The organism is Thermoactinospora rubra (assembly GCF_002093975.1).
Classification (GTDB): Bacteria; Actinomycetota; Actinomycetes; order Streptosporangiales; family Streptosporangiaceae; genus Nonomuraea; species Nonomuraea rubra_A.
Map to the genome: position 1 here is coordinate 15,482 of NZ_MSZZ01000024.1, position 20,152 is coordinate 35,633.

At 72.8% G+C, this 20,152-nt stretch carries 20 protein-coding genes; 13 read left to right on the forward strand and 7 right to left on the reverse strand.

Annotated elements, in window-relative coordinates:
• Window positions 1-107: 107 nt before the first annotated feature.
• The 3 genes from BSB02_RS23685 to BSB02_RS23695 all read left to right on the forward strand — a co-directional run bounded on the left by BSB02_RS23685 (window position 108) and on the right by BSB02_RS23695 (window position 2,768).
• Window positions 108-1,037: a GlxA family transcriptional regulator gene (locus BSB02_RS23685; protein ID WP_084961973.1), complete on the forward strand. Its 930-nt coding sequence runs from the start codon at window positions 108-110 to the stop codon at window positions 1,035-1,037.
• 49 nt (window positions 1,038-1,086) lie between these two features.
• A complete protein-coding gene (locus BSB02_RS23690; protein ID WP_084961975.1) occupies window positions 1,087-2,484 on the forward strand; it encodes a protein kinase domain-containing protein in 1,398 nt (465 codons plus the stop codon).
• An 89-nt stretch (window positions 2,485-2,573) separates the two neighbouring features.
• Window positions 2,574-2,768 carry a hypothetical protein gene (locus BSB02_RS23695; protein ID WP_084961977.1) on the forward strand — a complete coding sequence of 65 codons (195 nt, stop codon included), beginning with the start codon at window positions 2,574-2,576 and terminating at the stop codon, window positions 2,766-2,768.
• A 60-nt stretch (window positions 2,769-2,828) separates the two neighbouring features.
• On the opposite strand, the gene BSB02_RS41570 is transcribed toward BSB02_RS23695, so the two are convergent.
• Both BSB02_RS41570 and BSB02_RS23705 read right to left on the reverse strand, forming a co-directional pair.
• Window positions 2,829-3,077 carry a DUF3817 domain-containing protein gene (locus BSB02_RS41570; RefSeq protein WP_240506630.1) on the reverse strand — a complete coding sequence of 83 codons (249 nt, stop codon included), beginning with the start codon at window positions 3,075-3,077 and terminating at the stop codon, window positions 2,829-2,831.
• On the reverse strand, window positions 3,077-3,856 hold the full coding sequence (locus BSB02_RS23705) for an SURF1 family protein (RefSeq protein WP_084961980.1): 780 nt from the start codon (window positions 3,854-3,856) through the stop codon (window positions 3,077-3,079). The genes BSB02_RS41570 and BSB02_RS23705 overlap by 1 nt, the downstream gene beginning before the upstream one ends.
• Before the next feature lie 104 nt (window positions 3,857-3,960).
• Between BSB02_RS23705 and BSB02_RS23710 the strand changes: the two genes are divergently transcribed.
• Both BSB02_RS23710 and BSB02_RS23715 read left to right on the forward strand, forming a co-directional pair.
• Window positions 3,961-4,134, forward strand: coding sequence for a flagellar basal body-associated FliL family protein (locus BSB02_RS23710; RefSeq protein ID WP_206184852.1), 174 nt, complete (start codon window positions 3,961-3,963; stop codon window positions 4,132-4,134).
• A gap of 171 nt (window positions 4,135-4,305) precedes the next feature.
• Entirely contained in the window at window positions 4,306-5,769 is a 1,464-nt protein-coding gene (locus BSB02_RS23715) for a flavin-containing monooxygenase (protein WP_276206346.1), read from the forward strand.
• Here the strand turns inward: BSB02_RS23715 and BSB02_RS23720 are convergent.
• The gene (locus tag BSB02_RS23720; protein WP_084961984.1) at window positions 5,763-7,277 is read right to left on the reverse strand and encodes an alkaline phosphatase family protein; all 1,515 of its coding nucleotides are present in this window, start codon (window positions 7,275-7,277) and stop codon (window positions 5,763-5,765) included. The genes BSB02_RS23715 and BSB02_RS23720 overlap by 7 nt on opposite strands.
• Window positions 7,278-7,316: 39 nt before the next feature.
• The gene (locus tag BSB02_RS23725; protein ID WP_084961986.1) at window positions 7,317-9,023 is read right to left on the reverse strand and encodes a gamma-glutamyltransferase family protein; all 1,707 of its coding nucleotides are present in this window, start codon (window positions 9,021-9,023) and stop codon (window positions 7,317-7,319) included.
• A gap of 94 nt (window positions 9,024-9,117) precedes the next feature.
• Here BSB02_RS23725 and BSB02_RS23730 point away from each other — a divergent pair, with 94 nt between their 5' ends.
• The 5 genes from BSB02_RS23730 to BSB02_RS23750 all read left to right on the forward strand — a co-directional run bounded on the left by BSB02_RS23730 (window position 9,118) and on the right by BSB02_RS23750 (window position 13,820).
• Window positions 9,118-10,209: a sensor histidine kinase gene (locus BSB02_RS23730; protein ID WP_084961988.1), complete on the forward strand. Its 1,092-nt coding sequence runs from the start codon at window positions 9,118-9,120 to the stop codon at window positions 10,207-10,209.
• The gene (locus tag BSB02_RS23735) at window positions 10,206-10,853 is read left to right on the forward strand and encodes a response regulator transcription factor (protein ID WP_084961990.1); all 648 of its coding nucleotides are present in this window, start codon (window positions 10,206-10,208) and stop codon (window positions 10,851-10,853) included. The genes BSB02_RS23730 and BSB02_RS23735 overlap by 4 nt, the downstream gene beginning before the upstream one ends.
• A 95-nt stretch (window positions 10,854-10,948) precedes the next feature.
• Complete coding sequence (locus tag BSB02_RS23740) at window positions 10,949-11,197, forward strand: SHOCT domain-containing protein (protein ID WP_084961991.1); 249 nt, start codon at window positions 10,949-10,951, stop codon at window positions 11,195-11,197.
• Between the two features lie 187 nt (window positions 11,198-11,384).
• Window positions 11,385-12,359, forward strand: coding sequence for an urease accessory protein UreH domain-containing protein (locus BSB02_RS23745; RefSeq protein ID WP_084961993.1), 975 nt, complete (start codon window positions 11,385-11,387; stop codon window positions 12,357-12,359).
• A gap of 69 nt (window positions 12,360-12,428) precedes the next feature.
• A complete protein-coding gene (locus BSB02_RS23750; RefSeq protein ID WP_084961995.1) occupies window positions 12,429-13,820 on the forward strand; it encodes a tetratricopeptide repeat protein in 1,392 nt (463 codons plus the stop codon).
• Between the two features lie 372 nt (window positions 13,821-14,192).
• Here the strand turns inward: BSB02_RS23750 and ald are convergent, their stop codons facing one another.
• Complete coding sequence (ald, locus tag BSB02_RS23755; RefSeq protein WP_084961997.1) at window positions 14,193-15,302, reverse strand: alanine dehydrogenase; 1,110 nt, start codon at window positions 15,300-15,302, stop codon at window positions 14,193-14,195.
• A gap of 55 nt (window positions 15,303-15,357) precedes the next feature.
• Window positions 15,358-16,737: an aspartate aminotransferase family protein gene (locus BSB02_RS23760; protein WP_084961999.1), complete on the reverse strand. Its 1,380-nt coding sequence runs from the start codon at window positions 16,735-16,737 to the stop codon at window positions 15,358-15,360.
• A gap of 226 nt (window positions 16,738-16,963) precedes the next feature.
• On the opposite strand from BSB02_RS23760, the gene BSB02_RS23765 reads away from it, so the two are divergent.
• Window positions 16,964-18,313, forward strand: a complete 1,350-nt coding sequence (locus BSB02_RS23765) for a dipeptidase (RefSeq protein ID WP_084962001.1) — start codon at window positions 16,964-16,966, stop codon at window positions 18,311-18,313.
• Between the two features lie 66 nt (window positions 18,314-18,379).
• On the opposite strand, the gene BSB02_RS23770 is transcribed toward BSB02_RS23765, so the two are convergent.
• The gene (locus tag BSB02_RS23770; RefSeq protein ID WP_084962003.1) at window positions 18,380-18,652 is read right to left on the reverse strand and encodes a MerR family transcriptional regulator; all 273 of its coding nucleotides are present in this window, start codon (window positions 18,650-18,652) and stop codon (window positions 18,380-18,382) included.
• Between the two features lie 39 nt (window positions 18,653-18,691).
• Between BSB02_RS23770 and BSB02_RS23775 the strand changes: the two genes are divergently transcribed.
• Both BSB02_RS23775 and BSB02_RS23780 read left to right on the forward strand, forming a co-directional pair.
• Window positions 18,692-19,360 (forward strand): class I SAM-dependent methyltransferase, encoded by a 669-nt coding sequence (locus tag BSB02_RS23775; RefSeq protein WP_240506612.1) that lies wholly within the window; start codon window positions 18,692-18,694, stop codon window positions 19,358-19,360.
• 48 nt (window positions 19,361-19,408) lie between these two features.
• Entirely contained in the window at window positions 19,409-20,134 is a 726-nt protein-coding gene (locus tag BSB02_RS23780; protein WP_084962245.1) for a phytanoyl-CoA dioxygenase family protein, read from the forward strand.
• Window positions 20,135-20,152: the final 18 nt, after the last annotated feature.

A 20,152-nucleotide genomic window follows, 5' to 3' on the forward strand; every position in this document is an offset into this window, starting at 1 on the left:
GGTGGCACCGGCACCCGTGATAACGCGAAAGGTCATGCTCCAAGGCTCTTGAGCGGGAGCCATGTGGGACAGTGGCCTGAACGCCAATCATCCGGAGGATCTGGCCAATGCATCACGTCGCGGTCATCGTCGTCGAACCCGTCCTCAGCTTCGACATCTCGATTCCGCACATGGTGTTCGAGAGCGTGGACGGGCCCGGCTACGAGGTCCGGGTCTGCACGGCGCGGCCCGGCACGGTCCCGACGGTCGGCGGTCCCGCCATCCACGTCCCCGACGGGCTGGAGCGGGCGGCCGGGGCGGACACCGTGATGGTCGTCGGCAGCGGCGGCGAGGAGGCCCCTGCCGAGGTGCTGGAGGCGCTGCGGGACGCCCATGCGGCCGGTGCGCGCATCGCATCGTTGTGCACGGGCGCGTTCGTGCTGGCCCAGGCCGGACTGCTCGACGGGCGCGGCGCCACCACGCACTGGGGGTTGACCGGGGTCCTGGCCGAGCGGTACCCGAAGGTCGACGTCCGGCCGGGCGTGCTCTACGTCGAGGACGACGGGGTCTTCACGTCCGCGGGCGCGGCGGCGGGCATCGACCTGTGCCTGCACCTGGTCCGGCTGGATTACGGCGCCGCGGTGGCGAACGCGGCGGCGCGCATGGCGGTCGTCTCCCCGGTACGGCCCGGCGGGCAGGCGCAGTTCATCGAGACGCCCCTGCCGCCGGAGCGCGGCACGTCGCTGGCCGTCACCCGGGCCTGGGCGCTGGCGCACCTGGACGAGCCGCTCACCCTGGCCGACCTGGCCCGGCACGCCGCGACCAGCGTCCGGACCCTGACTCGCCGCTTCCAGGCGGAGACGGGCCTGAGCCCGCTGCAGTGGCTGCTGCACCAGCGGGTCAACCGGGCGCGGGAGTTGCTGGAGACGACGAGCCTGGCGATGGACGAGGTGGCGCGGCGTAGCGGGCTGGGCGGCGCCGACTCGCTCCGCAAGCACCTCCGGTCGCGCGTCGGCCTGACTCCTACGGCGTACCGCGCCTCCTTTCGCCGCACCTGACCGTCACGCCAGGCGACGGGCTCCGAGGCCGGTGTTATGGTGCTATGTCATGAAGTTGGCCGGGCGCTATCGGCTGCTGAACCCCCTCGGCGAGGGTGCCGTACGGCTGGCCTTCGACGAGGAGCTCCACCGGGACGTGGTCGTCAAGGAGCTTCGGGTTCCCGCCGACCAACTCCAGAGCGCGGTGCGGGACGCGCGCACCGCCGCCACGGTGCGTCACCCCTGCCTGGTGACGGTGTTCGACGTCCTCGACGACGGCTGGCTCGTCATGGAGTTCGTCTCCGGGTGCTCGCTCGATCGCGCCGTCGCCTCCCGGCATCCGCTGCCCCTCGTGCAGGCGGCGCGCGCCGGGGTCCAGGTGCTGGAGGCGCTGTCGGCCGTCCATGCCGCGGGCCTCGTCCACGGGAGGGTCAACCCGGGCAACGTCATGCTGACGACGACCGGGCGCGCGGTGCTCATGGGCCTGTGCGGGCCCCGCCCGGCCCTGCCGCCGTCGGCGGACCTGTGGTCGCTGGCCGCGAGCCTGCACTTCGCGGTGGAGGGACGGCCGCCGGGGCACGAGCCGGCCCCCGCGGCGGACCCGCTGCGCGCCCTCATCCGCGACCTGCTCGACGGCCGGGTGCCGGTCGAGGTGGCGCGGGAGGCGCTGGCCGGGCTCGCGTCGGGCCGTCCCGCGGCGCCCGCCGTACCGCCACCGGCTCCACCGCCTCCACCGGCCGTCCCCCAGCCCATGGCCGGGCCGCAGCCGTCCGCCGAGGAGGGCAGGTCCGGCCTGCGGCGCATCTTCGGCCGCAAGCGCGCGACGGCCCCCGAACCCGCGCCGGCCCCGCAACCGATCCAGCAGCCACACCCCGTCCAGCAGCCGCAACCCGCGCCGGCACCGGCACAATCCGTCCAGCAGCCCACCCCGGAACCGCAACCGATGCCGGAACCGCAGTCCGCGCCTGTACCGGCACCGGGACCAGTACCGGCGCCGCCATCCGCCCAGCAGCCCGCGCCGCAGCCGCTGCCTCCGGCCGAGCTGCGGCTCGACGCCCGCGTCGCCGCCCAGGGGCCGCTTCCCCCGCGCGAGGTCGCGGCCCTCGGCCTCTGCCTCCTGGACGAGCTGGTGGCGCTCCACCAGCGCGGCGCCCACCACGGCGACGTACGCCCCGGCACGGTGGTCCTCCACCCCGGGGGACGCGCGAGCCTGGCCCCCCGTACCCCGATCACCGGCTTGTCGCCGTTCACCGCCCCGGAGGGCAACCTCGGCCCGGCCTCCGACCTGTGGTCCCTCGGCGCCACCCTCTACATGGCCGTCGAGGGCCGCCCCCCGGCCCCGGGAGCGCCGCTCGCCCACGCCGACGCCCTCGCTCCCGTGCTGTTCCGCCTGCTGTCCGGCGACCCGGCCCAGCGTCCCGCGCCCGACGCCCTGCGCGAGGAGCTCAAGGCCGTCGCGGAAGCCTAGGTGCCGGATGAGATATATCTCGGTCAGGAACCGAGCCGCCGCCCTCGCGCGTTGCAGAATGGAAAGGGCCCGCGTCCCTAGGAGTTGAGATGTCGCCAGTCCAGAAGTACGCGATCGGCGCAGGCGCCGCCGTTCTGTTGTCCCTGATCGTCTTCGGATGGGGGTGGATCACCACCCTGGTCGTGCTCGGCGTGGTCGCGGCCCCGGTCATCGGCTACTTCATGCTCGACCCGTCGCAGCGCGAGCGCCTGCGCAGAGCCCGCAGGCGCCAGATCGGCCGCTGACGACGAGCGGGGATCCGGGCTCGGGTCCCCGCTTCGCACGTCAGAGCACGTCAGAGCACGTCAGACGGTGGCGTGCACGGACCTGGTGACCCTGCGCTCGACGTAGAACGACAGGAACGGCACGGTGCCGCCGAGCATGACGCCGAGCATGCGCGGCCAGCTCCAGCGCGCCTTCATGCCCAGGTTCATGGTCGCGACCAGGTACACCATGTAGAGGAAGCCGTGGACCTGCGCGACGATCAGCGACGGCCACCAGGTCACCCCGACGATGTACTTCAGCACCATGCCGACGCACAGGATCAGGAGCATCACGCCGACGACGTAGGCGAGCGCTCGGAAGAGCTTGAGGGCCGACTCCACTGTTCTCCTCTTGCCGTTCGTACGGCGTCGCGCACGAAATGGAACCACATGAACACGGCGAATCCGGCGAAGATCCACCAGTTGAGCGCGTAGGCGAGGTTGCGCCAGGTCAGCTCGCCGCCGGTCTGCGGGGGCGGGATGCGCACGCCGGACCCGTCGGCGACCACGAAGCCGTTGCGCACCTTCTCCCCGGGCCACAGGTTGATCAGCTCGGCGGTCGAGACGGTCGCCACCTGGCCTGACGGCAGCGCGGCGTACCGCCGTACGCCGTCGGTGGCCTCCGACGGCCGGACGCGGCCGGTGACGGCGACCTGGCCGGGCGGTACGGCGGGCGCCGCCTCGGGCGTGGCCGTCCAGGCCCGCACGACCGGCACGAGCGTGCCGTCGGCGAGCCGGAGCGGGGTGAGCACCCAGTATCCGGCCCCGCGTGCGGCCCGCCCGCCCATCGCGTCGACGTCGGGCCTGCGGTCGGCCACGAGCAGCTGCTTGCCGCCGTCGTAGACGCCGGAGGCGGTCACCCTGCGGCCGAGCGCCTCCCCGTCGAGCTGGGCGCCGAACTTGACCAGCTGGTCGACGGCGACCGGCGCGGGGTCGGCGGCGGCCCGCGGCCGGCCGGAGTCCTCGAACACGCCGAGCTGCCAGCGTCCCAGCAGGATGAAGGCGATGAGGACCCCGATCGCCACGATGTGCAGCCCCAAGAGGCGGGGGGCGAGGAGGGTCCTGAGCATGGATCCACGGTATCCCCCGACCAGCGTGGTCTCTCCGGCAGCCCGCCACACCGATAGCAGCAAAAGGTACAAATCCACCAGCGTGGTGGGCTACCTTGTCACCCATGTCTGACCAGCATCTCGACCCCGCGGGGAACACCCAGCAGTTCCGCGCGTACGCCAAGCGCGTGGAGAACGAAGCGAGCCAGGAGCCCAAGCGCTCCCCGGTCCTGCCCATCGTCGCGGTCGTCCTGGCCGTGGCGATCATCGGCGTCGTCGCGTACCTGCTCCTGCGCTGACGCCCGCCTCCGCCGCCGGCCGTACCGCATGCGGAGGCCGGACGGCTGGCGCACGCCCGCACCCGGCCACGCAGCGGCGCGGGGCGGTCACAGCCGGGTGTGAGGGGTCTCACTCTGGACCGGGCCACGCGGGGGCGATTACATTGGACTCAGCGTCCAATAGGAGGGCTCGTGGAGACCACCACCAGGTCGGGCATAGTGATCATCGGCTCCGGCTTCTCCGGCATCGGCATGGCCGTCAAGCTCAAGGAAGCCGGGTACCACGACTTCGTCATCCTGGAGAAGGCCGCCGACCTCGGCGGCACCTGGCGCGACAACGTCTATCCCGGCTGCGCCTGCGACGTGCCCTCGCACATGTACTCCTTCTCCTTCGAGCTGAACCCCTCCTGGTCGCGGATGTTCTCCCCGCGCCAGGAGATCTGGGAGTACATGCGGGCCTGCGTGGACAAGTACGGCGTCGGGCCGCATCTGCGGTACGGCCGGCACGTCGTCGGCCTGGAGTGGGACGACGACGCGCGGGAGTGGGAGGTCACGACGGAGGACGGGGGCGTGTGGCGGGCCAACGCGGTGGTGTCCGGCATCGGCGCCCTCCATATCCCGAAATTTCCGGAGATCCCGGGGCGTGACTCCTTCGCCGGCCCCTCCTTCCACTCCGCCGAGTGGGACCACTCGGTGGACCTGTCCGGCAAGCGCGTCGCCGTCATCGGCACGGGCGCCTCGGCCATCCAGTTCGTCCCGCGGATCGCGCCCGAGGTCGCCCACCTCACCGTCTTCCAGCGCACGCCCCCGTGGATCCAGCCCAAGCCCGATTTCGCCTTTCCACCGGCGGTCAAGCGCGCCCTCGCCCTCCCCGGCGCGGCCAGGACCCTGCGCACCGGCATCTACTGGCTGCTGGAGACCCGCGCGCTCGGCTTCGCCGTCGACCCGCGGCTGATGAAGGTCCACGAGCGCCTGGCCCTGCGCCACCTCGAACGCCAGGTCCCCGATCCGGAGCTGCGCGCCAAGCTCACCCCCGACTACACCATCGGCTGCAAGCGCATCCTCATCTCCAGCGACTACTATCCGGCCCTGACCAGGCCCAACGTCACGCTGGAGACCTCCGGCATCGCCTCGATCACCGAGAACTCGATCGTCACCGCCTCGGGCGAGGAGATCCCGGTCGACGTCATCATCTACGGCACCGGCTTCAAGGTCGTCGACGCCCTGCAGGACCAGCGCATCATCGGCCGCGGCGGGCTGAAGATCCAGGAGGCCTGGCGCGAGGGCGTCGAGGCATACTACGGCGTGGCCACCGCGGGCTTCCCCAACCTGTTCTTCCTCCTCGGGCCCAACACCGGCCTGGGGCACAACTCGGTCGTCTTCATGATCGAGTCGCAGGTGCACTACGTCCTGGAGTGCCTGCGCCTGCTGTCCAGGACCAAGGCCCGGGCGCTCGACGTCCGCCCGCAGCACCAGCGCTCCTACAACGACCGCCTCCAGGAGCGGCTGCGCCGGCTGGTGTGGAACGAGGGCGGCTGCCGGTCGTGGTACCTGGACGAGCACGGGGTCAACCGCACGATCTGGCCGGGCTTCACCTTCGAGTACTGGGCCAGGACCCGCCGGATCGACCCCGCGGCGTTCGAGTTGATCTACTGACTCCGCCGGGTACGGCGGGCCGCCGCGGCGGCCGAGCGGAAGTCGGCGAGGGCCGCATCGAGCGAGCTCCGGTCGCGGGCCTGCCAGCTGAGCCGCGGCGCCAGGGCCGGGCGCGCGTGGAGGCGCGCCCGGACGCGGCGGGCGAGCACGGCGAGGTCGCGGACGTGGCCGGGCAGCCGGTCCATGACCGCCGCCGGGGTGGAAGCCGGCCGGACATAGGCGGATAAGTCGGGAAGGTCGGCACGTGGCTCGTCGAGCGAGCACAAGGTGTCGAAGCGGGCGGCGTCGGCGTCCCGCACGGTCAGCGGCGGGCGGCCGGGAGCGAACAGCGCGCGCAGCGTCGCGGGCACCGAGGCGTGCTCCATGACCGTGGCGCACACCGTGCCGCGCGGGATGAGCGGCGAGACCACCACGGCCGGCACCCGCCCGCCCGACCAGCTGAAGTCGAAGGCGGCGCTCTTCTTGTGCGCGAGGAAGCGCAGGATCCGGCCGAGCAGCCCGGTGCGCGAGCCGGGATCGCGCAGGCCGCGGGCGGGCGGCACGTGGTCGTACAGCCCGCCGTGCTCGTCGTAGGTGATGAGCAGGACGGTCCTGGCGAAAAGATCCGGGTTGCCGCGTAAGGACTCGTAGACGGAGGCGATGAGCGCCTCGGCCCGCGCGAAGTCGGTGTCGTCGCCGGGCCGCCAGGAGGAGGCGACGTTGTTGCCGGGATGCTGGCTGTTGCTCGGCCGGTCGGTCAGCCGTACCGGCGGGCGGTGGTTGGGCTCGACGAAACAGTAGGCGGGCAGGTCGCCGGCCGCGGCGTGGGCGGCGAAGTCGTCGAAGGGATGCCAGTTGGCGAGCCGGCCGGCGGAGGTCCACAGGTTGCTGAAGGCCCACGCCTGCGGGACGTCGTCGTGGTAGATCCGCCAGCCGTGCCCCGCCTCCTCCAGCAGCTCGAAGACCGTGGGATCGGTGTAGAAGCGGGGATGGATGGAGGTCTCCCCGTCGGAGGTGGCCGCGTGCAGGTAGTTGCGGTTCGGCCAGGTCTCCCCCGGCACCGAGCAGAACCACCGCGTGCACACGGCGAACTCCAGCGCCAGCGTCGCCAGCACGGGCACGTTCGCCGGGTCCTGGCACAGCATCACCCGGGGGCCCACGCCGGAGACCGGCGTGGGCCGCACGAACAGCCGGTAGCCCAGCTCGATCAGCGGCCCCAGCAGCCCGCCGAAGCGCGGGTGCGCCAGCCCTCGCGCCTTGCGCTCGTAGGAGGTGACGAAGCCCTGGTTGCCGCCGGAGAACTGCTCCACGGCCGCGTCGTGGGAGTGGTCGGGGTCGCCCGGCACCACGGGCGTGGCGCCGGGCGCCGCCGCGACGGGCGGGCCGCCGTCCCAGCCGGGATTGGTGTACGGCCCGCCGCGCAGCAGCCCGTCGAAGTCGCCGGAGGGATGCCGCAGGAACCCGAGCATGTGGTCGAAGGACCGGTTCTCCAGCATCAGCACGACGACGTGCTCGATCCGTGGCGCCACACCGCACTCATCCCCCGCCCGTGCGGCGGGCAACCGGCGTCACGGCACGGGATGCACCACCAGCGCGCTCCCTCCCCCGCGGCGCGTGGGCTCGGCCACCGCCTGGATGCGGCCGCGGCCCAGGAACTCCAGCCCGGTCGCCGCGCCGATCTCGGGGTTCTCGGCGAAGACGTGGCCGCGTGCCTCCAGCTCGGCCCGGTGCAGCCGCAGGAACTCCGGCTCGGCCTGCGTCGCCGCCGTGTTGCGCTGGGTGGCGCGCGGGGCGGCCAGCGCCTCGGGCAGGCTCATGCCGAGCTCGTAGCGGTTGACCAGGATCTGCAGCACGGTCGTGATGATCGTCGAGCCGCCCGGGGTGCCGACGGCCAGCACCGGGCGCCCGTCCTTGACCACGATCGTCGGCGCCATCGACGAGCGCGGCCGCTTGCCGGGTCCGGGCAGGTTGGGGTCGCCGGGGGCCGGGCCGAAGGTGAAGTCGGTCAGCTCGTTGTTGAGCAGCAGCCCGCGTCCCGGCACGACGATGCCGTTGCCGCCGGTGGACTCGATGGTGAGGTTGTAGGCGACCACGGTGCCCCAGCGGTCGGCCACGACCAGGTGGGTGGTCTCCGGGCCCTCCGTGGTGACCTCGGGCGCCGCGCCCGCCGGGGAGGGGCAGCCGGAGTAGGAGCCGTCGGGCTCGCCGGGCGGGGCCGGGTGCGGCATCGCCCGCTCGCCGACCAGGCAGGAGCGCTCCTTGGCGAACCCGTCGGACAGCAGCTCCTCCAGCGGCACGCCGGGGACGTCGCCGACGTACTTGTTGCGGTCGGCGAAGGCCAGCCGGGAGGCCTCCAGGTACTCGTGCAGGCCGACCTTGGGCAGCGCCTCCAGGATGTTGAGCGCCTCCCCCACGGTCGAGCCGCCCGAGGAGGGCGGGGCCATGCCGTACACCTGCAGGCCCTTGTAGTCGACGCGGGTCGGCTCGCGCATCAGGGCGCGGTAGGCGCGCAGGTCGGACAGCTCCATGAGGCCCGGACGGACGTTGCGCGTCGCGCCGGGCGTGACGGGCGGGTTCTTGACGGTGGCGACGATCTCCGCGCCGAGCCGCCCGCCGTACAGCCAGCCGGGGCCGTGCTTGGCCAGCTGGCGGTAGGTCTCGGCCAGCTCGGGGTTCCTGAACACCGAGCCGACCGGCGGCGGGGCGCCGCCCGGCAGGTACAGCTTGGCGGTGGAGGCGATGTCCTTGAAGCGGGCGGCGTTGGCCGCGGTCTGGTTGTGGAAGGTCTGGTCGACCACGAAGCCCTTCTCGGCCACCTCGATGGCGGGCTTGAGGGCCTGCTTGAGCGAGAGCGTGCCGAAGCGGCGCAGCGCCAGGTCCCACTGGGCGACCGCGCCCGGGACCCCGGCGGACAGGCCGCTGGTGACGGCCTCCTCGAACGGGATGCCCTCCAGGGAGGTGGCGGTCATCGCCCGCGGCGCGGTCTCGCGGCCGTCGATCGTGTGGACCTTGCCCCGCTTGTAGATCACCATGAAGCCGCCGCCGGCCGCGCCCGCCGAGTAGGGCTCGGTGACGCCCAGTACCGCGCCCGCGGCCACCGCCGCGTCGACGGCGTTGCCGCCCCTGCGCAGCACGGCGACGGCGGCCTTGCTCGCGTCGTGGTCGACCGTGGCGACCGCGCCGCCGTACCCCTCCTGCACCGGGACCTTGCCCACGTCGGGGTGGGCCTGGACGGAGGGAGCGGCGAGCGCCGCGGCGAGGATGAGTCGGATCATGCATCCACCATCGCCCAGCTACGCCTTCCGGGGTAGTCCCACCTGCCACACCGGGCGGATGCCGGGCCGGGGCGCGCTGGCATAGCGTGAGGCCGTGAAGACCAAGGACCTTTTCACGGCGCTGATCGTGGCCACCGTGCAGGTGGTCCTCTCCATGGGCGCCGCCTGGGGTCAGCGCAGCTGGCGGGAGCCGCTGGACGCCTACGCCTACGCCCTGCTGCTGGCCGGGCCGGTCATGCTGGTGGCGCGCCGCCGCTTCCCGGTCGCCTCGGCCGTGGTGACGCTGCTGGCGACCTACGCCTTCGTCGTGGGCGGCTACCCCATGGGCCCGGTCTTCCTCAGCCCGGTCATCATGCTGGTCGCCCTGCTGCTGGACGGCCGCCGCCCGATCGCGTGGGGCATGGCGGGGGTGACGCTGGCGTTCTTCCTCGGCTACTCCTGGACGCTGGGCCGGCACGACGTCTTCCACACCATGGCCGTGACCGCCTTCATCCTGCTGGTCATGCTGGGCGGGGAGCTGGCCGGGATCGTGCGCGAGCGCCGCCGGGAAGCCCACCGCGCCCGGGAGGAGGAGGCCCGGCGGCAGGCCAGCGAGGAGCGCCTGACCATGGCCCAGGAGCTGCACGACGTCCTCGCGCACAACATCTCGCTCATCCACGTGCAGGCCTCCACCGCGCTGCACCTCATCGACGAGCACCCCGAGCAGGCGCGCACCGCCCTGGCGACGATCAAGAGCGCCTCCAAGAACGTGCTGGGCGAGATGCGCTCGGTGCTGAACGTGCTGCGCGAGGGCGCCCCCCGTGCCCCCACCTCGGGGCTGTACCACCTGGACGAGCTGGTCCAACGCTCCGGCCTGGACGTCACGCTCAAGCGCGTGGGCTCCCGGCCGCTCCCCGCCGGGGTCGAGCGGGCCGCCTACCGCATCGTCCAGGAAGCGCTCACCAACGTCACCAAGCACGCTCCCGGTGCGAAGGTGACCGTCCGCCTGGAGTACGCTCCGCGCGAGCTTCTGGTCCAGGTGACCGACACGGGCGGCACCAAGCCGCCCATGCTGGCCGGCGAGAGCGGCGGCAACGGCATCCCCGGCATGCGGGAGCGGGCGGCGGCCCTGGGCGGCGACTTCACCGCCGGGCCCTTCGACGGAGGCTTCCGCGTCGAGGCGCGGTTCCCACTGGAGGATTCATGATCAAGGTGTTGCTCGCCGACGACCAGGCGCTCGTGCGGGCCGGCTTCAGGGCGCTGCTGGACGCCCAGCCCGACATGACCGTGGTGGCCGAGGCCTCCGACGGGGCCGAGGCCGTACGGCTGGCCCGCGAGCACCGGCCCGACGTGGTGCTGATGGACATCCGCATGCCCGGCACCGACGGGCTGACCGCCACCCGGCAGATGCCTCCCGGGCCGCGCGTCATCATCCTGACCACCTTCGAGCTGGACGAGTACGTCTTCGAGGCGCTGCGCGGCGGCGCCAGCGGCTTCCTGGTCAAGGACACCGAGCCGGCCGAGCTCATCCAGGCCGTCCGCGTCGTGGCCACCGGCGACGCGCTGCTGTCGCCCAGCGTCACCCGGCGGCTGATCGCGGAGTACGCCTCGCGGGCCAAGGAGCCGGTGGCCGCCGACCGGCTCGACCAGCTCACCGAACGCGAGCGCGAGGTGCTGGCGCTGGTGGCGACCGGGATGACCAACGACGAGATCGCGGCCAAGCTGTTCATGTCCCCGGCCACCGCCAAGACACACGTCAGCCGGACGATGATGAAGCTCCACGCCCGCGACCGCGCCCAGCTGGTGGTCATCGCCTACGAGAGCGGGCTGGTGAAGCCGGGCTGGCTCTGACTCCTCCCGGGGGTGTACGGCACGGCGCGACCGGCGGCCGATTCGCCCGGCGCCCGCGCCGCCCACCCTGGAAGCACAGGCACAAGGAGGAGAACATGCACGCACACTGGGGTTTCTGGCCGATCGTCCCGCTGTTCTGGGTGGCCGTGGCGGCGCTGGCCGCCTTCGCCGTCACGCGGTGGCGCAGGGGGCCGCGGGGGCCTTGGAGGGCGCCGAGCCGTACGGCTCCCGCGTCCCCGACCGCCTCGGCCGAGCAGATCCTCGCCGAGCGGTACGCCCGCGGGGAACTGAGCGACGAGGAGTACTTCGAGAAGGTCTCCGTGCTCAAGAACGCCTCGGGTTGATCCCGGCGCAAGGTGAGCAAACTGTCGCTGGTAGTAGTCGAAGCCGGAAGCTACCGTCACGCGCATGACGCGGTGGCTCTCCGGCTTCGGCTTTCCTGCGATCGGTCTCCTCCCGCTCCGTCTCCTCCATCTCCTCCCGCTCCGCCTTCTCCCGCCCGGTCCCGGCTCTCGCGATCCCCGCTGACGAGTGGAGGCCCTCACGCTCTTCGCCGGCGGGCTGGCCGCGGGGCTCGTGGCCGGTCTCGCCTCGTGCACGGCCGTGCAGGGCGGCCTGCTCGCCGGCCTGGCGCAGCCCCCCTGCGAGCATCGGCCTGACCAGCAGGCCGGCCAGCGGACAGGCCGACCGGCTGACCAGCGGGCAGACCGGTCGGCGGACCGGCAGGCGCCAGGCCGGTCGGCGGACCGGTGGGCGGTGGGCCGCTTCCTGGCCGGCCGGTTCTGCTCGCACGTGCTGGCCGGGGCGCTGCTGGGCCTGCTCGGCTCGGCCGTCAGCCTGCCGCCGGCCGCCCGCGCGGTCACCATGGTCGTGGCCGGGTGCGCCGTGGCGGGCTTCGGCGTCCGCCTCATGCGCCGCCGCCCCGCGTGCCGGCCCCGGCCGCCCGCCCGCCTGGGCGCGTTCCTGCTCGGCGCGGCCACCATCCTCGTCCCGTGCGGCGTCACGCTGGGCGTGGAGCTGACGGCCGTCTCCAGCGGCACGGCGCTGGGCGGGGCCGCGGCGATGGCCGGGTTCGCGCTGGGCACCGCGCCCGCCCTCGCGCTGCTCGGGCTGCTGCTGCGCGGGCTCTCCCGGACCTGGCTGGCCCTGGCGGCGGGGGCAGCGGCGGTGGCGGTGGGCGTGTGGACCGTCGGCTCGGGGCTGGGCCTGGGCGGCTGGCTGCCCCGGCCGGACGCCCCCGCGGCGGCGGCCCCGAGCGGCAGGATCACCGTCCACGCCACGCGCGACGGCTACCGGCCCGGCATCGTGACCGCACCCGCCGGGGTCCCGGTCGAGCTGGTCTTCGCCGTGGCCGAGGCGGGCTGCACCGGCACCGTGGCGATCGACGGGCGCGACGTGCGGCTGCCGGCCACCGTACGGCTGCCGCCGCGCCCTCCGGGCACGTTGCGCTACTCCTGCTCCATGGGCATGTACCAGGGCTTCGTCAGGTTCGTCGCCGCGAACTGACACGGACTCGCCAATTACGCTCCGCTGTCTTCTGGTTACATGTCACCCTGTCCTACACAGGAGGGGCCCATGTCGTGGTGGCACAGCGAGCAAGAGGTGGCGGCGCCGGCCGTACCCGCTCCGCGCCCGGGGGAGGAGCCCGAGCTGCTGGTCGCGGCGCAGCAGGGTGACGCGCAGGCCGCGCACCGGCTCGGCAGGCTCTACGCCGGGCGCGGCGACCGGTCCGCGGCCCGGCACTGGTGGGAGCGGGCGGCGGCGGCCGGCAACGTCGACAGCGCCTTCAACCTGGGCGTCTGGCACGAGAAGCACGGCACCGTGGACGAGGCCGTGACGTGGTACGAGCTGGCGGCCGGGATGGGCGACGGCGAGGCGGCGCTGAACCTGGCCACGATCCTGCTGGAACAGCGGGGCGACCTGGCCTCGGCGCGCGGCTGGTACGAGCGGGCCGCGCACGGCGGCTGCCGCCCGGCCATGCGGCGCCTGGCGCTCATCTGCGAGGACGCCGGCGAGGAGCCGGTCGCCCGCGAGTGGCACCGCCGCGCCGCCACGGCCGGCGACACCGACTCCGCCCACGACCTGGGCTTTTTGGCCTACGCGGCGGGCGAGGAGACCGAGACGGTCACGTGGTGGGAGCACGCCGCCCGCGGCGGCCACGCCGAGGCCGCCTACCACCTCGGGCTGCTGCTGCAGGCCAACCGGGACCCGGAGGGGGCCGAGGCCTACCACCGGCTCGCGGCCAAGAGCGAGCATCCCGGCGCCGCCTCCCGGCTCGGCGCGCTGGCGCTGTCGCGGCGCGACCTGCGCACGGCGCTGGCCTGGTTCGAGCGGGCGGCGGCGGCCGGGCGGCTGGAGGACCAGCGCATGGCCGGCTTCGTCTGCGTGGAGCTGAACGACCCGGCGGGTGCGAGCCACTGGTTCGGCAGGGCGGCGGCGGCCGGCGACGCCGAGTCGGCCTTCAACTTCGGGCTGCTGCTCATCGCCGAGAACGGCGACATCGCGGGCGGCCAGCACTGGTTCCGCCAGGCCGCGCTGGCCGGCCACCACCGGGCGGCCCTGGAGCTGGGCGGCCTGCTGTCGGCCACCGGGCAGGCCGGCGAGGCCCAGCGGTGGCTGTCCGACCCGCCCCCGCCGTCCTGGAACCGGATGGTGGAGCCGGAGCTGACCGCGCGGGCCGAGCTGGCCGCGGCGGCCACCGGCAGGCGCGGCGACGTGCCGCTGCGGGTCGGCGACCTGACCGAGATCCTCGGCACGTGGGACCTGGTGACGCGACCCCTGCGCGACCACGGCGACGCGGTGGCCTGGCTGGCCGAGCGCAGCGGGCTGCACGCCACCGCGATCGAGCACCTGGCCTCGGTGCGCTCCACGCTGCTGCGTCCCGGCTCGGCGCCGTGGCCCGGCCACGGCGAGGTCGAGCGCGTGCTGGCGACCGTGAGGATGCTGCGGCTAGTCCTTCTGGCCTAGGTGGAACAGGTGGCCCTCGTCGTCCTTGAACACCGCCGACCAGCCGCACACCGATACGAGAACCGTCGTTTCACCGGCAGAGCAATACAGAATGCGGTAGTGTCGTCACCGTCAGGTACCGCTGGGCGGGCGGGAACGGGGCCGCAAGGCTCGAAAGCCTGTGGAGACCCGGTAAGGCCACCTCGGTGGCATAGGTCGGTGAAGCAGGAAGCCGCGGAAGTGCCGTCGACGCGGTACAAGCCGAATCTTCGGCGTGAACGCCGAAGGGCGCGTCAATACCGGCTGACCCCGCTCGGGCAGCCCGGTGCTCACCCTGCTGGGGATATGCAAGGGGGTACGGCCCGGCCGTACCCCTTTCTGCGAAAAGAGACGTCAGAGCACGTCGGACACCGGCGTGTACGGCAGGCCGAGCGCCTGCGCCACCGGCTCGTTGGTGATCAGCCCGTCGTGCGTGTTGAGGCCCGGCGCCAGGGCGGCGTCGGCCCTGAGCGCCTCCCGCCAGCCCAGGTCGGCCAGCCGCACCGCGTAGGGCAGCGTCGCGTTGGTCAGCGCGTAGGTCGAGGTGTTGGCCACCGAGCCCGGCATGTTCGCCACGCAGTAGAAGATCGACTCGTGGACCTTGTAGGTCGGGTCCGCGTGCGTGGTCGGCCGGGAGTCCTCGAAGCAGCCGCCCTGGTCGATGGCGATGTCGACGAGCACCGAGCCCGGCTTCATGCGCGAGACCAGGTCGTTGGAGACCAGCGTCGGGGCCTTGGCGCCGGGGATGAGCACCGCGCCGATGACCAGGTCCGCCTGGAGCACCTCGCGCTCGATCGCGTAGGAGGTCGACACCAGCGTCTTGAGCCGCCCCTGGTAGATCGCGTCGATGTGGCGCAGGCGGTCGATGTTGGTGTCGAGCACGGTGACGTCCGCGCCCATGCCGACCGCGATCTGCGCGGCGTTGAGGCCCGACACGCCGCCGCCGATGACCACGACCTTGGCCGGGGCCACGCCGGGCACGCCGCCGGGCAGCACGCCGCGGCCGCCGTTGAAGCGCATGAGGTTGTAGGCGCCGACCTGCGGGGCGAGGCGGCCCGCGACCTCCGACATGGGCGCGAGCAGCGGCAGCGCGTTGCCGACCTGGACGGTCTCGTAGGCGATGGCGGTGACCTTGTTGCGCAGCAGCGCCTCGGCGCACTCCCTGCCCGCCGCGAGGTGGAGGTAGGTGAACAGCACCTGGCCCTCCCGCATGCGGTGGAACTCCTCGGCGATGGGCTCCTTGACCTTGAGGATCATCTCCGCCTCGCCCCACACGGCGTCGGCGCTGTCGACGATCTTGGCGCCGGCGGCGAGGTACTCCTCGTCCGTGATGTGCGAGCCGAGACCGGCGCCCCGCTGGACGAACACCTCGTGGCCGTGCCGTGCCAGCTCGTGGACGCCCGCGGGGGTGGCGGCCACCCGGTACTCGTGGTTCTTGACCTCGGCGGGGACGCCGATCTTCATCTTCGCATCCTTTCCGGATATCGCCCGGTACGGCCTGCCGTACCGGAGGGAGTGATCAGAGGAGCTTCCATGCCTCGGTGAGCACGCCGCGGAGGATCGACTCGATCTCGTCGAACTCCTTCGGCCCGGCGATCAGCGGCGGCGACAGCTGGATGACGGGGTCGCCGCGGTCGTCGGCCCGGCAGTACAGGCCCGCGTCGAAGAGCGCGTGGCTGAGGAACCCCCGGATCAGCCGCTCGGACTCCTCGGCGTCGAAGGTCTCCTTGGTGTCGCGGTCCTTGACCAGCTCGATGCCCCAGAAGTAGCCCGAGCCGCGCACGTCGCCGACGATCGGCAGGTCCTTGAGCCTGTCCAGCGTGGCCTTGAAGACCGGCTCGTTGCGCTGGACGTGGCCGAGCAGGTCCTCGCGCTCGAAGATGTCGAGGTTGGCCAGCGCGACCGCGGCCGACACGGGGTGGCCGCCGAAGGTGTAGCCGTGGGCGAACATCTCACCCTCGCCCTTGAACGGCTCGAACAGCCGCTCGTGCGCGATCATCGCGCCGATCGGCGAGTAGCCGCTGGTCATGCCCTTGGCACAGGTGATGATGTCGGGCACGTAGTCGAACTTCTGCCCGCCGAACATCGTGCCCAGCCGGCCGAAGGCGCAGATGACCTCGTCGGAGACGAGCAGCACGTCGTACTCGTCGCAGATCTCGCGCAGCCGCTGGAAGTAGCCGGGCGGCGGCGGGAAGCAGCCGCCGGCGTTCTGCACCGGCTCGGCGAAGACGGCGGCCACCGTGTCGGGGCCCTCCATCTCGATCGCACGGGCGACGCGGTCGGCGGCCCAGATGCCGTACTCCTCCGGGGTCATCCCCGCGATGCCGGAGATCTCCTCGGCCCGGTAGTAGTTGGTGTTCGGGACGGCGACGCGGCCCGGCACCAGCGGCTCGAACATCTGCTTGAAGGCCGGGACGCCGGTGATGGACAGCGCGCCCTGCGGCGTGCCGTGGTAGGCGATCTGGCGGCTGATGACCTTGTGCTTGAGCGGCTTGCCGGTCATCTTGAAGTACTGCTTGGCCAGCTTCCACGCCGTCTCCACGGCCTCGCCGCCGCCGGTGGTGAAGAACACGCGGTTCAGCTCGCCGGGCGTGAGCTGGGCCAGGCGCTGGGCCAGCTCGGCGGCCTTGGGGTGCGCGTAGGACCACAGCGGGAAGAAGGCCAGCTCCCGGGCCTGCTTCGCGGCGGCCTCGGCCAGCTCGGCGCGGCCGTGGCCCACCTGGACGACGAAGAGCCCGGCCAGGCCGTCGAGGTAACGCCGGCCTTGGGAGTCGTAGACGTAGGAGCCCTCGCCCCTGACGATCATGGGGATGTCGGACTTTTCGTAGGCGCCGTGCCTGGTGAAGTGCAACCACAGATGATCTTGTGCAGCTCGCTGCGTGGGGTCTGGGTGCGTCATGGCTATCTTCCCTCGTGTCGAACTTCCCACAGTCTGCATGGTGATCCGAGACTTGCCAAGCGAATCGGTGGCAACACTGTGCAAGAAATCCGAGATCCGCAAATCCGCCATGTAACCACGACGAAATCCGCAGGAGCATTTCACCGGCGAGTCACCTACCGCACTCGGCATGCTCCAATGAGATGATTCGAACGCAACGACCAGATCGACCGGGGGAGTAAGTCCGGTGACTCCAGACCACATCGAGCGCGCTGTCGCCGCCGGGATGCCCCAGGCGGTGGAGGAGCTCAAGCGCCTTGTCTCCATCCCGTCCGTGGCCTTTCCCGGGCACCCCGAAGAGCCCGTCCTGGCGGCGGCGGCGGTGACCGAGGAACTGCTGCGCTCGGCGGGCCTGACCCACGTCCAGCAGATCCCCGTGGAGAACAGCTTCCCGGCCGTGTACGGCGAGGCCCCGGCCCCGCCCGGCGCGCCCACCGTGCTGCTGTACGCCCACTACGACGTCCAGCCGCCCGGCGACCTGTCCTCCTGGCGGACCCCGCCCTTCGAGCCCACGATCGTCAACAACCAGATGTTCGGCAGGGGCGCGGCGGACGACAAGTCGGGCGTCATCGCGCACGTGCTGGCCCTTCGCGCCTTCCAGGGGCAGTTCCCCGTCGGCGTCAAGGTCATCGTCGAGGGCCAGGAGGAGTACGCCGGCGAGCGCCTGGAGGCCTTCGTCGAGCGCAACCCCGAGCTGCTGCGCGCCGACGCCATCGTCGTGGCCGACTGCGGCAACCCCAAGCTGGGCGACCCGGCCGTCACGACCTCGCTGCGCGGCATGAGCGCCTTCACCGTCGAGGTGCGCACGCTGCGCGAGGCCGTCCACAGCGGCTCCTTCGGCGGCGCGGCGCCCGACGCGCTGGCCGCGCTCATGCGCATGCTCAGCGGCCTGCACGACGAGCACGGCGACATCCGCGTGCCCGGCCTGCCGCGCGGCTCGTTCCTCGGCCAGGGGCCCACGGAGGAGGAGTTCCGCGCCAGCGCGGGCGTCCTCAACGGCGTCTCGCTCGTCGGCTCCGGCTCGCTCGCCGACCGCCTGTGGGCCTCCTACGCGATCACCGTCACGGGGCTGGACGTGCCGTCCGTCTCCGGCGCCGTCAACGCGGTCCAGCCGGTCGCGCGGGCCCGCGTCACCGTCCGCGTCCCTCCGGCCGGCGACCCCAAGATCGCCGCCGAGTCGGTGATGGAGTTCCTCCAGCAGATCGCGCCCTGGGGCGCGCAGGTCATGTTCTCCGACCTCGTCATCGGCTCGGGCTTCCAGGCCGACTCCGGCGGCAAGGCCCGCACGGCGCTCAACCGGGCGATGGAGCGGGCGTACGGCAGGGCCCCCCGCGATGTCGGCCAGGGCGGCTCCATCCCGCTGGTCAACACGCTGCTCCGGCAGTTCCCGCTGGCGGAGATCCTGCTGTTCGGCGCCGAGGACGAGGGGTGCGCGGCCCACGCGCCCAACGAGCGGCTGGACCTGGAGGAGCTGCGCCGCACAGCGACGACGGAGGCGCTGTTCCTGCTGGAGCTCGGGCAGACGGCGACCGTCTGAGGCCCCTGGCGCGTCCCGGGTGACAGGCGTGTGGCCTTCGCCCGGGAACGCTCCTGACTCCACGTGTCAGAGCGCGTCCCCTCGGTCATGGGCGTGCGAGTGGGCCTCCTGCAGCGACCGGCCGGCCAGGCGGGCGGCGACCAGGCCGCCGAAGGTGGGGCACTGCAGGATGTCCTGCCGGCCGCAGCGCAGGGCGTGTTCGACGGCCTCGCGGGCAGCCCGGGCTTTGGCGATCTGCTCGTCGAGGTCGGCCAGCTTGCGCCGGGCGAGCCTCCGCCACCCATCGGGCGACTCGGCGCGGCGCGCCAGCTCGCCGACGGTCAGCAAGCGCTCGGACATCTTGCCTTCAAGCGTACTTGAAGGTGTTGGCTGTCAGCCGTGGACACGAAAACCATGACGGTGAAGCAGGCCGTCCTGAGGTGGAGCATCGGCCAGTTCCACCACCCCCGCGGCGTGCCGGGGCGGGTGGCCGGCTGGGTGATGGCGCACCGCTCCTCCAACCGCCGGCGCAACAGCTGGGTCGCCGATCTGCTCGACGTGCGGCCCGATGAGAAGGTCCTGGAGATCGGCTTCGGCCCCGGCCTCGCCGTCGCCGAGCTGAGCCGCCGGGTCGGCCCCTCGGGGCACGTCTACGGCGTCGACCACTCCGAGGTAATGGTCCGGCAGGCGGCCAGGCGCAACGCCGCCGCCATCCGGGCCGGGCGCGTCACGCTCATCCAGGGCACCGTCGAACGGCTGCCGCCCGCCCTCGACGGCCCCTTCGACGCCGTCTTCGCCGTCAACGCCCTCGGGTTCTGGAAGGAGCCCGTCACGCGGCTCCAAGAGCTGCGCCGGCGGCTCGCGCCCGGCGGGCGCATCGCCATCGCCTCCCAGCCGCGCTGCCCGGGAGCCACGAGGAGCACCTCACTCGACGCCGCCCGTAAGATCACAGACCTGCTCCGGGCCGCCGGCTTCGCGCAGCCGAGAACCGAGATCCTCGACCTCGATCCTCCCGTGGTCTGCGTCCTCGCCGCCAACCAGGACCCGGGCGCGCCAGGGCCGTCGTGATCGGCGCTGCTGGGAAAAGCGGTGGACAGCGTCGGTAACGTGCTGGGCATGGGAGTCATCGACCTCGACCGGTTCGTCGCCGACGGGTTCGCCAAGGTAGAGGCAGTGGTGCCGCGCCAGGTCGGTGACGCGGCCAGGGCGCTGCTGTGGAAGCGGATCGGCCTGTCCCCCGACGATCCGTCCGGGTGGACGCAGCCGGTGGTGTGGACGGCGGACCTGACCGGCGAGGGACCGTTCGGACAGATCATGGCCAGCCCGCGGCTGCACGCGGCGCTGGACGCCGTCGCCGGTCCGGGCGGATGGGTGCCGCGCGGCAGCGTCGGCAACATCCCCGTTCGCTTCCCGCGGATGGCGCCGGCCGACGACCGGGGCTGGCACATCGACCTCAACACCGAGCTGCCCGACGGCACCTGGGGAGTGAGCGGCCGTCCGGGCACGCTCCTGCTGCTGGTGCTGTTCTCCGACGTCGGCCCGGACGACGCGCCGACCCGGGTGCGGGCCGGGTCCCAGCGTGACATGGCCAAGGTGCTGGACGAGCGGGTGATCGACCCGATGCGGAACGGGCCGCTCTTCGACGAGACGGGCCGTGACCGTCCAGTGGCGCTGGCGACGGGACAGCCGGGGGACGCCTACCTGCTGCATCCGTTCACCGTCCATGCCGCCCAGGAGCACCGGGGCACCGAGCCGCGGTTCATGGCGCAGCTGCCGATCCCGCTGGTCAAACCGCTGGCGCCGGGCGACGACACGCCGCTGGCGCGGGCCGCGGGCTGGTGAGGCGGTCCCGCAGCGTCG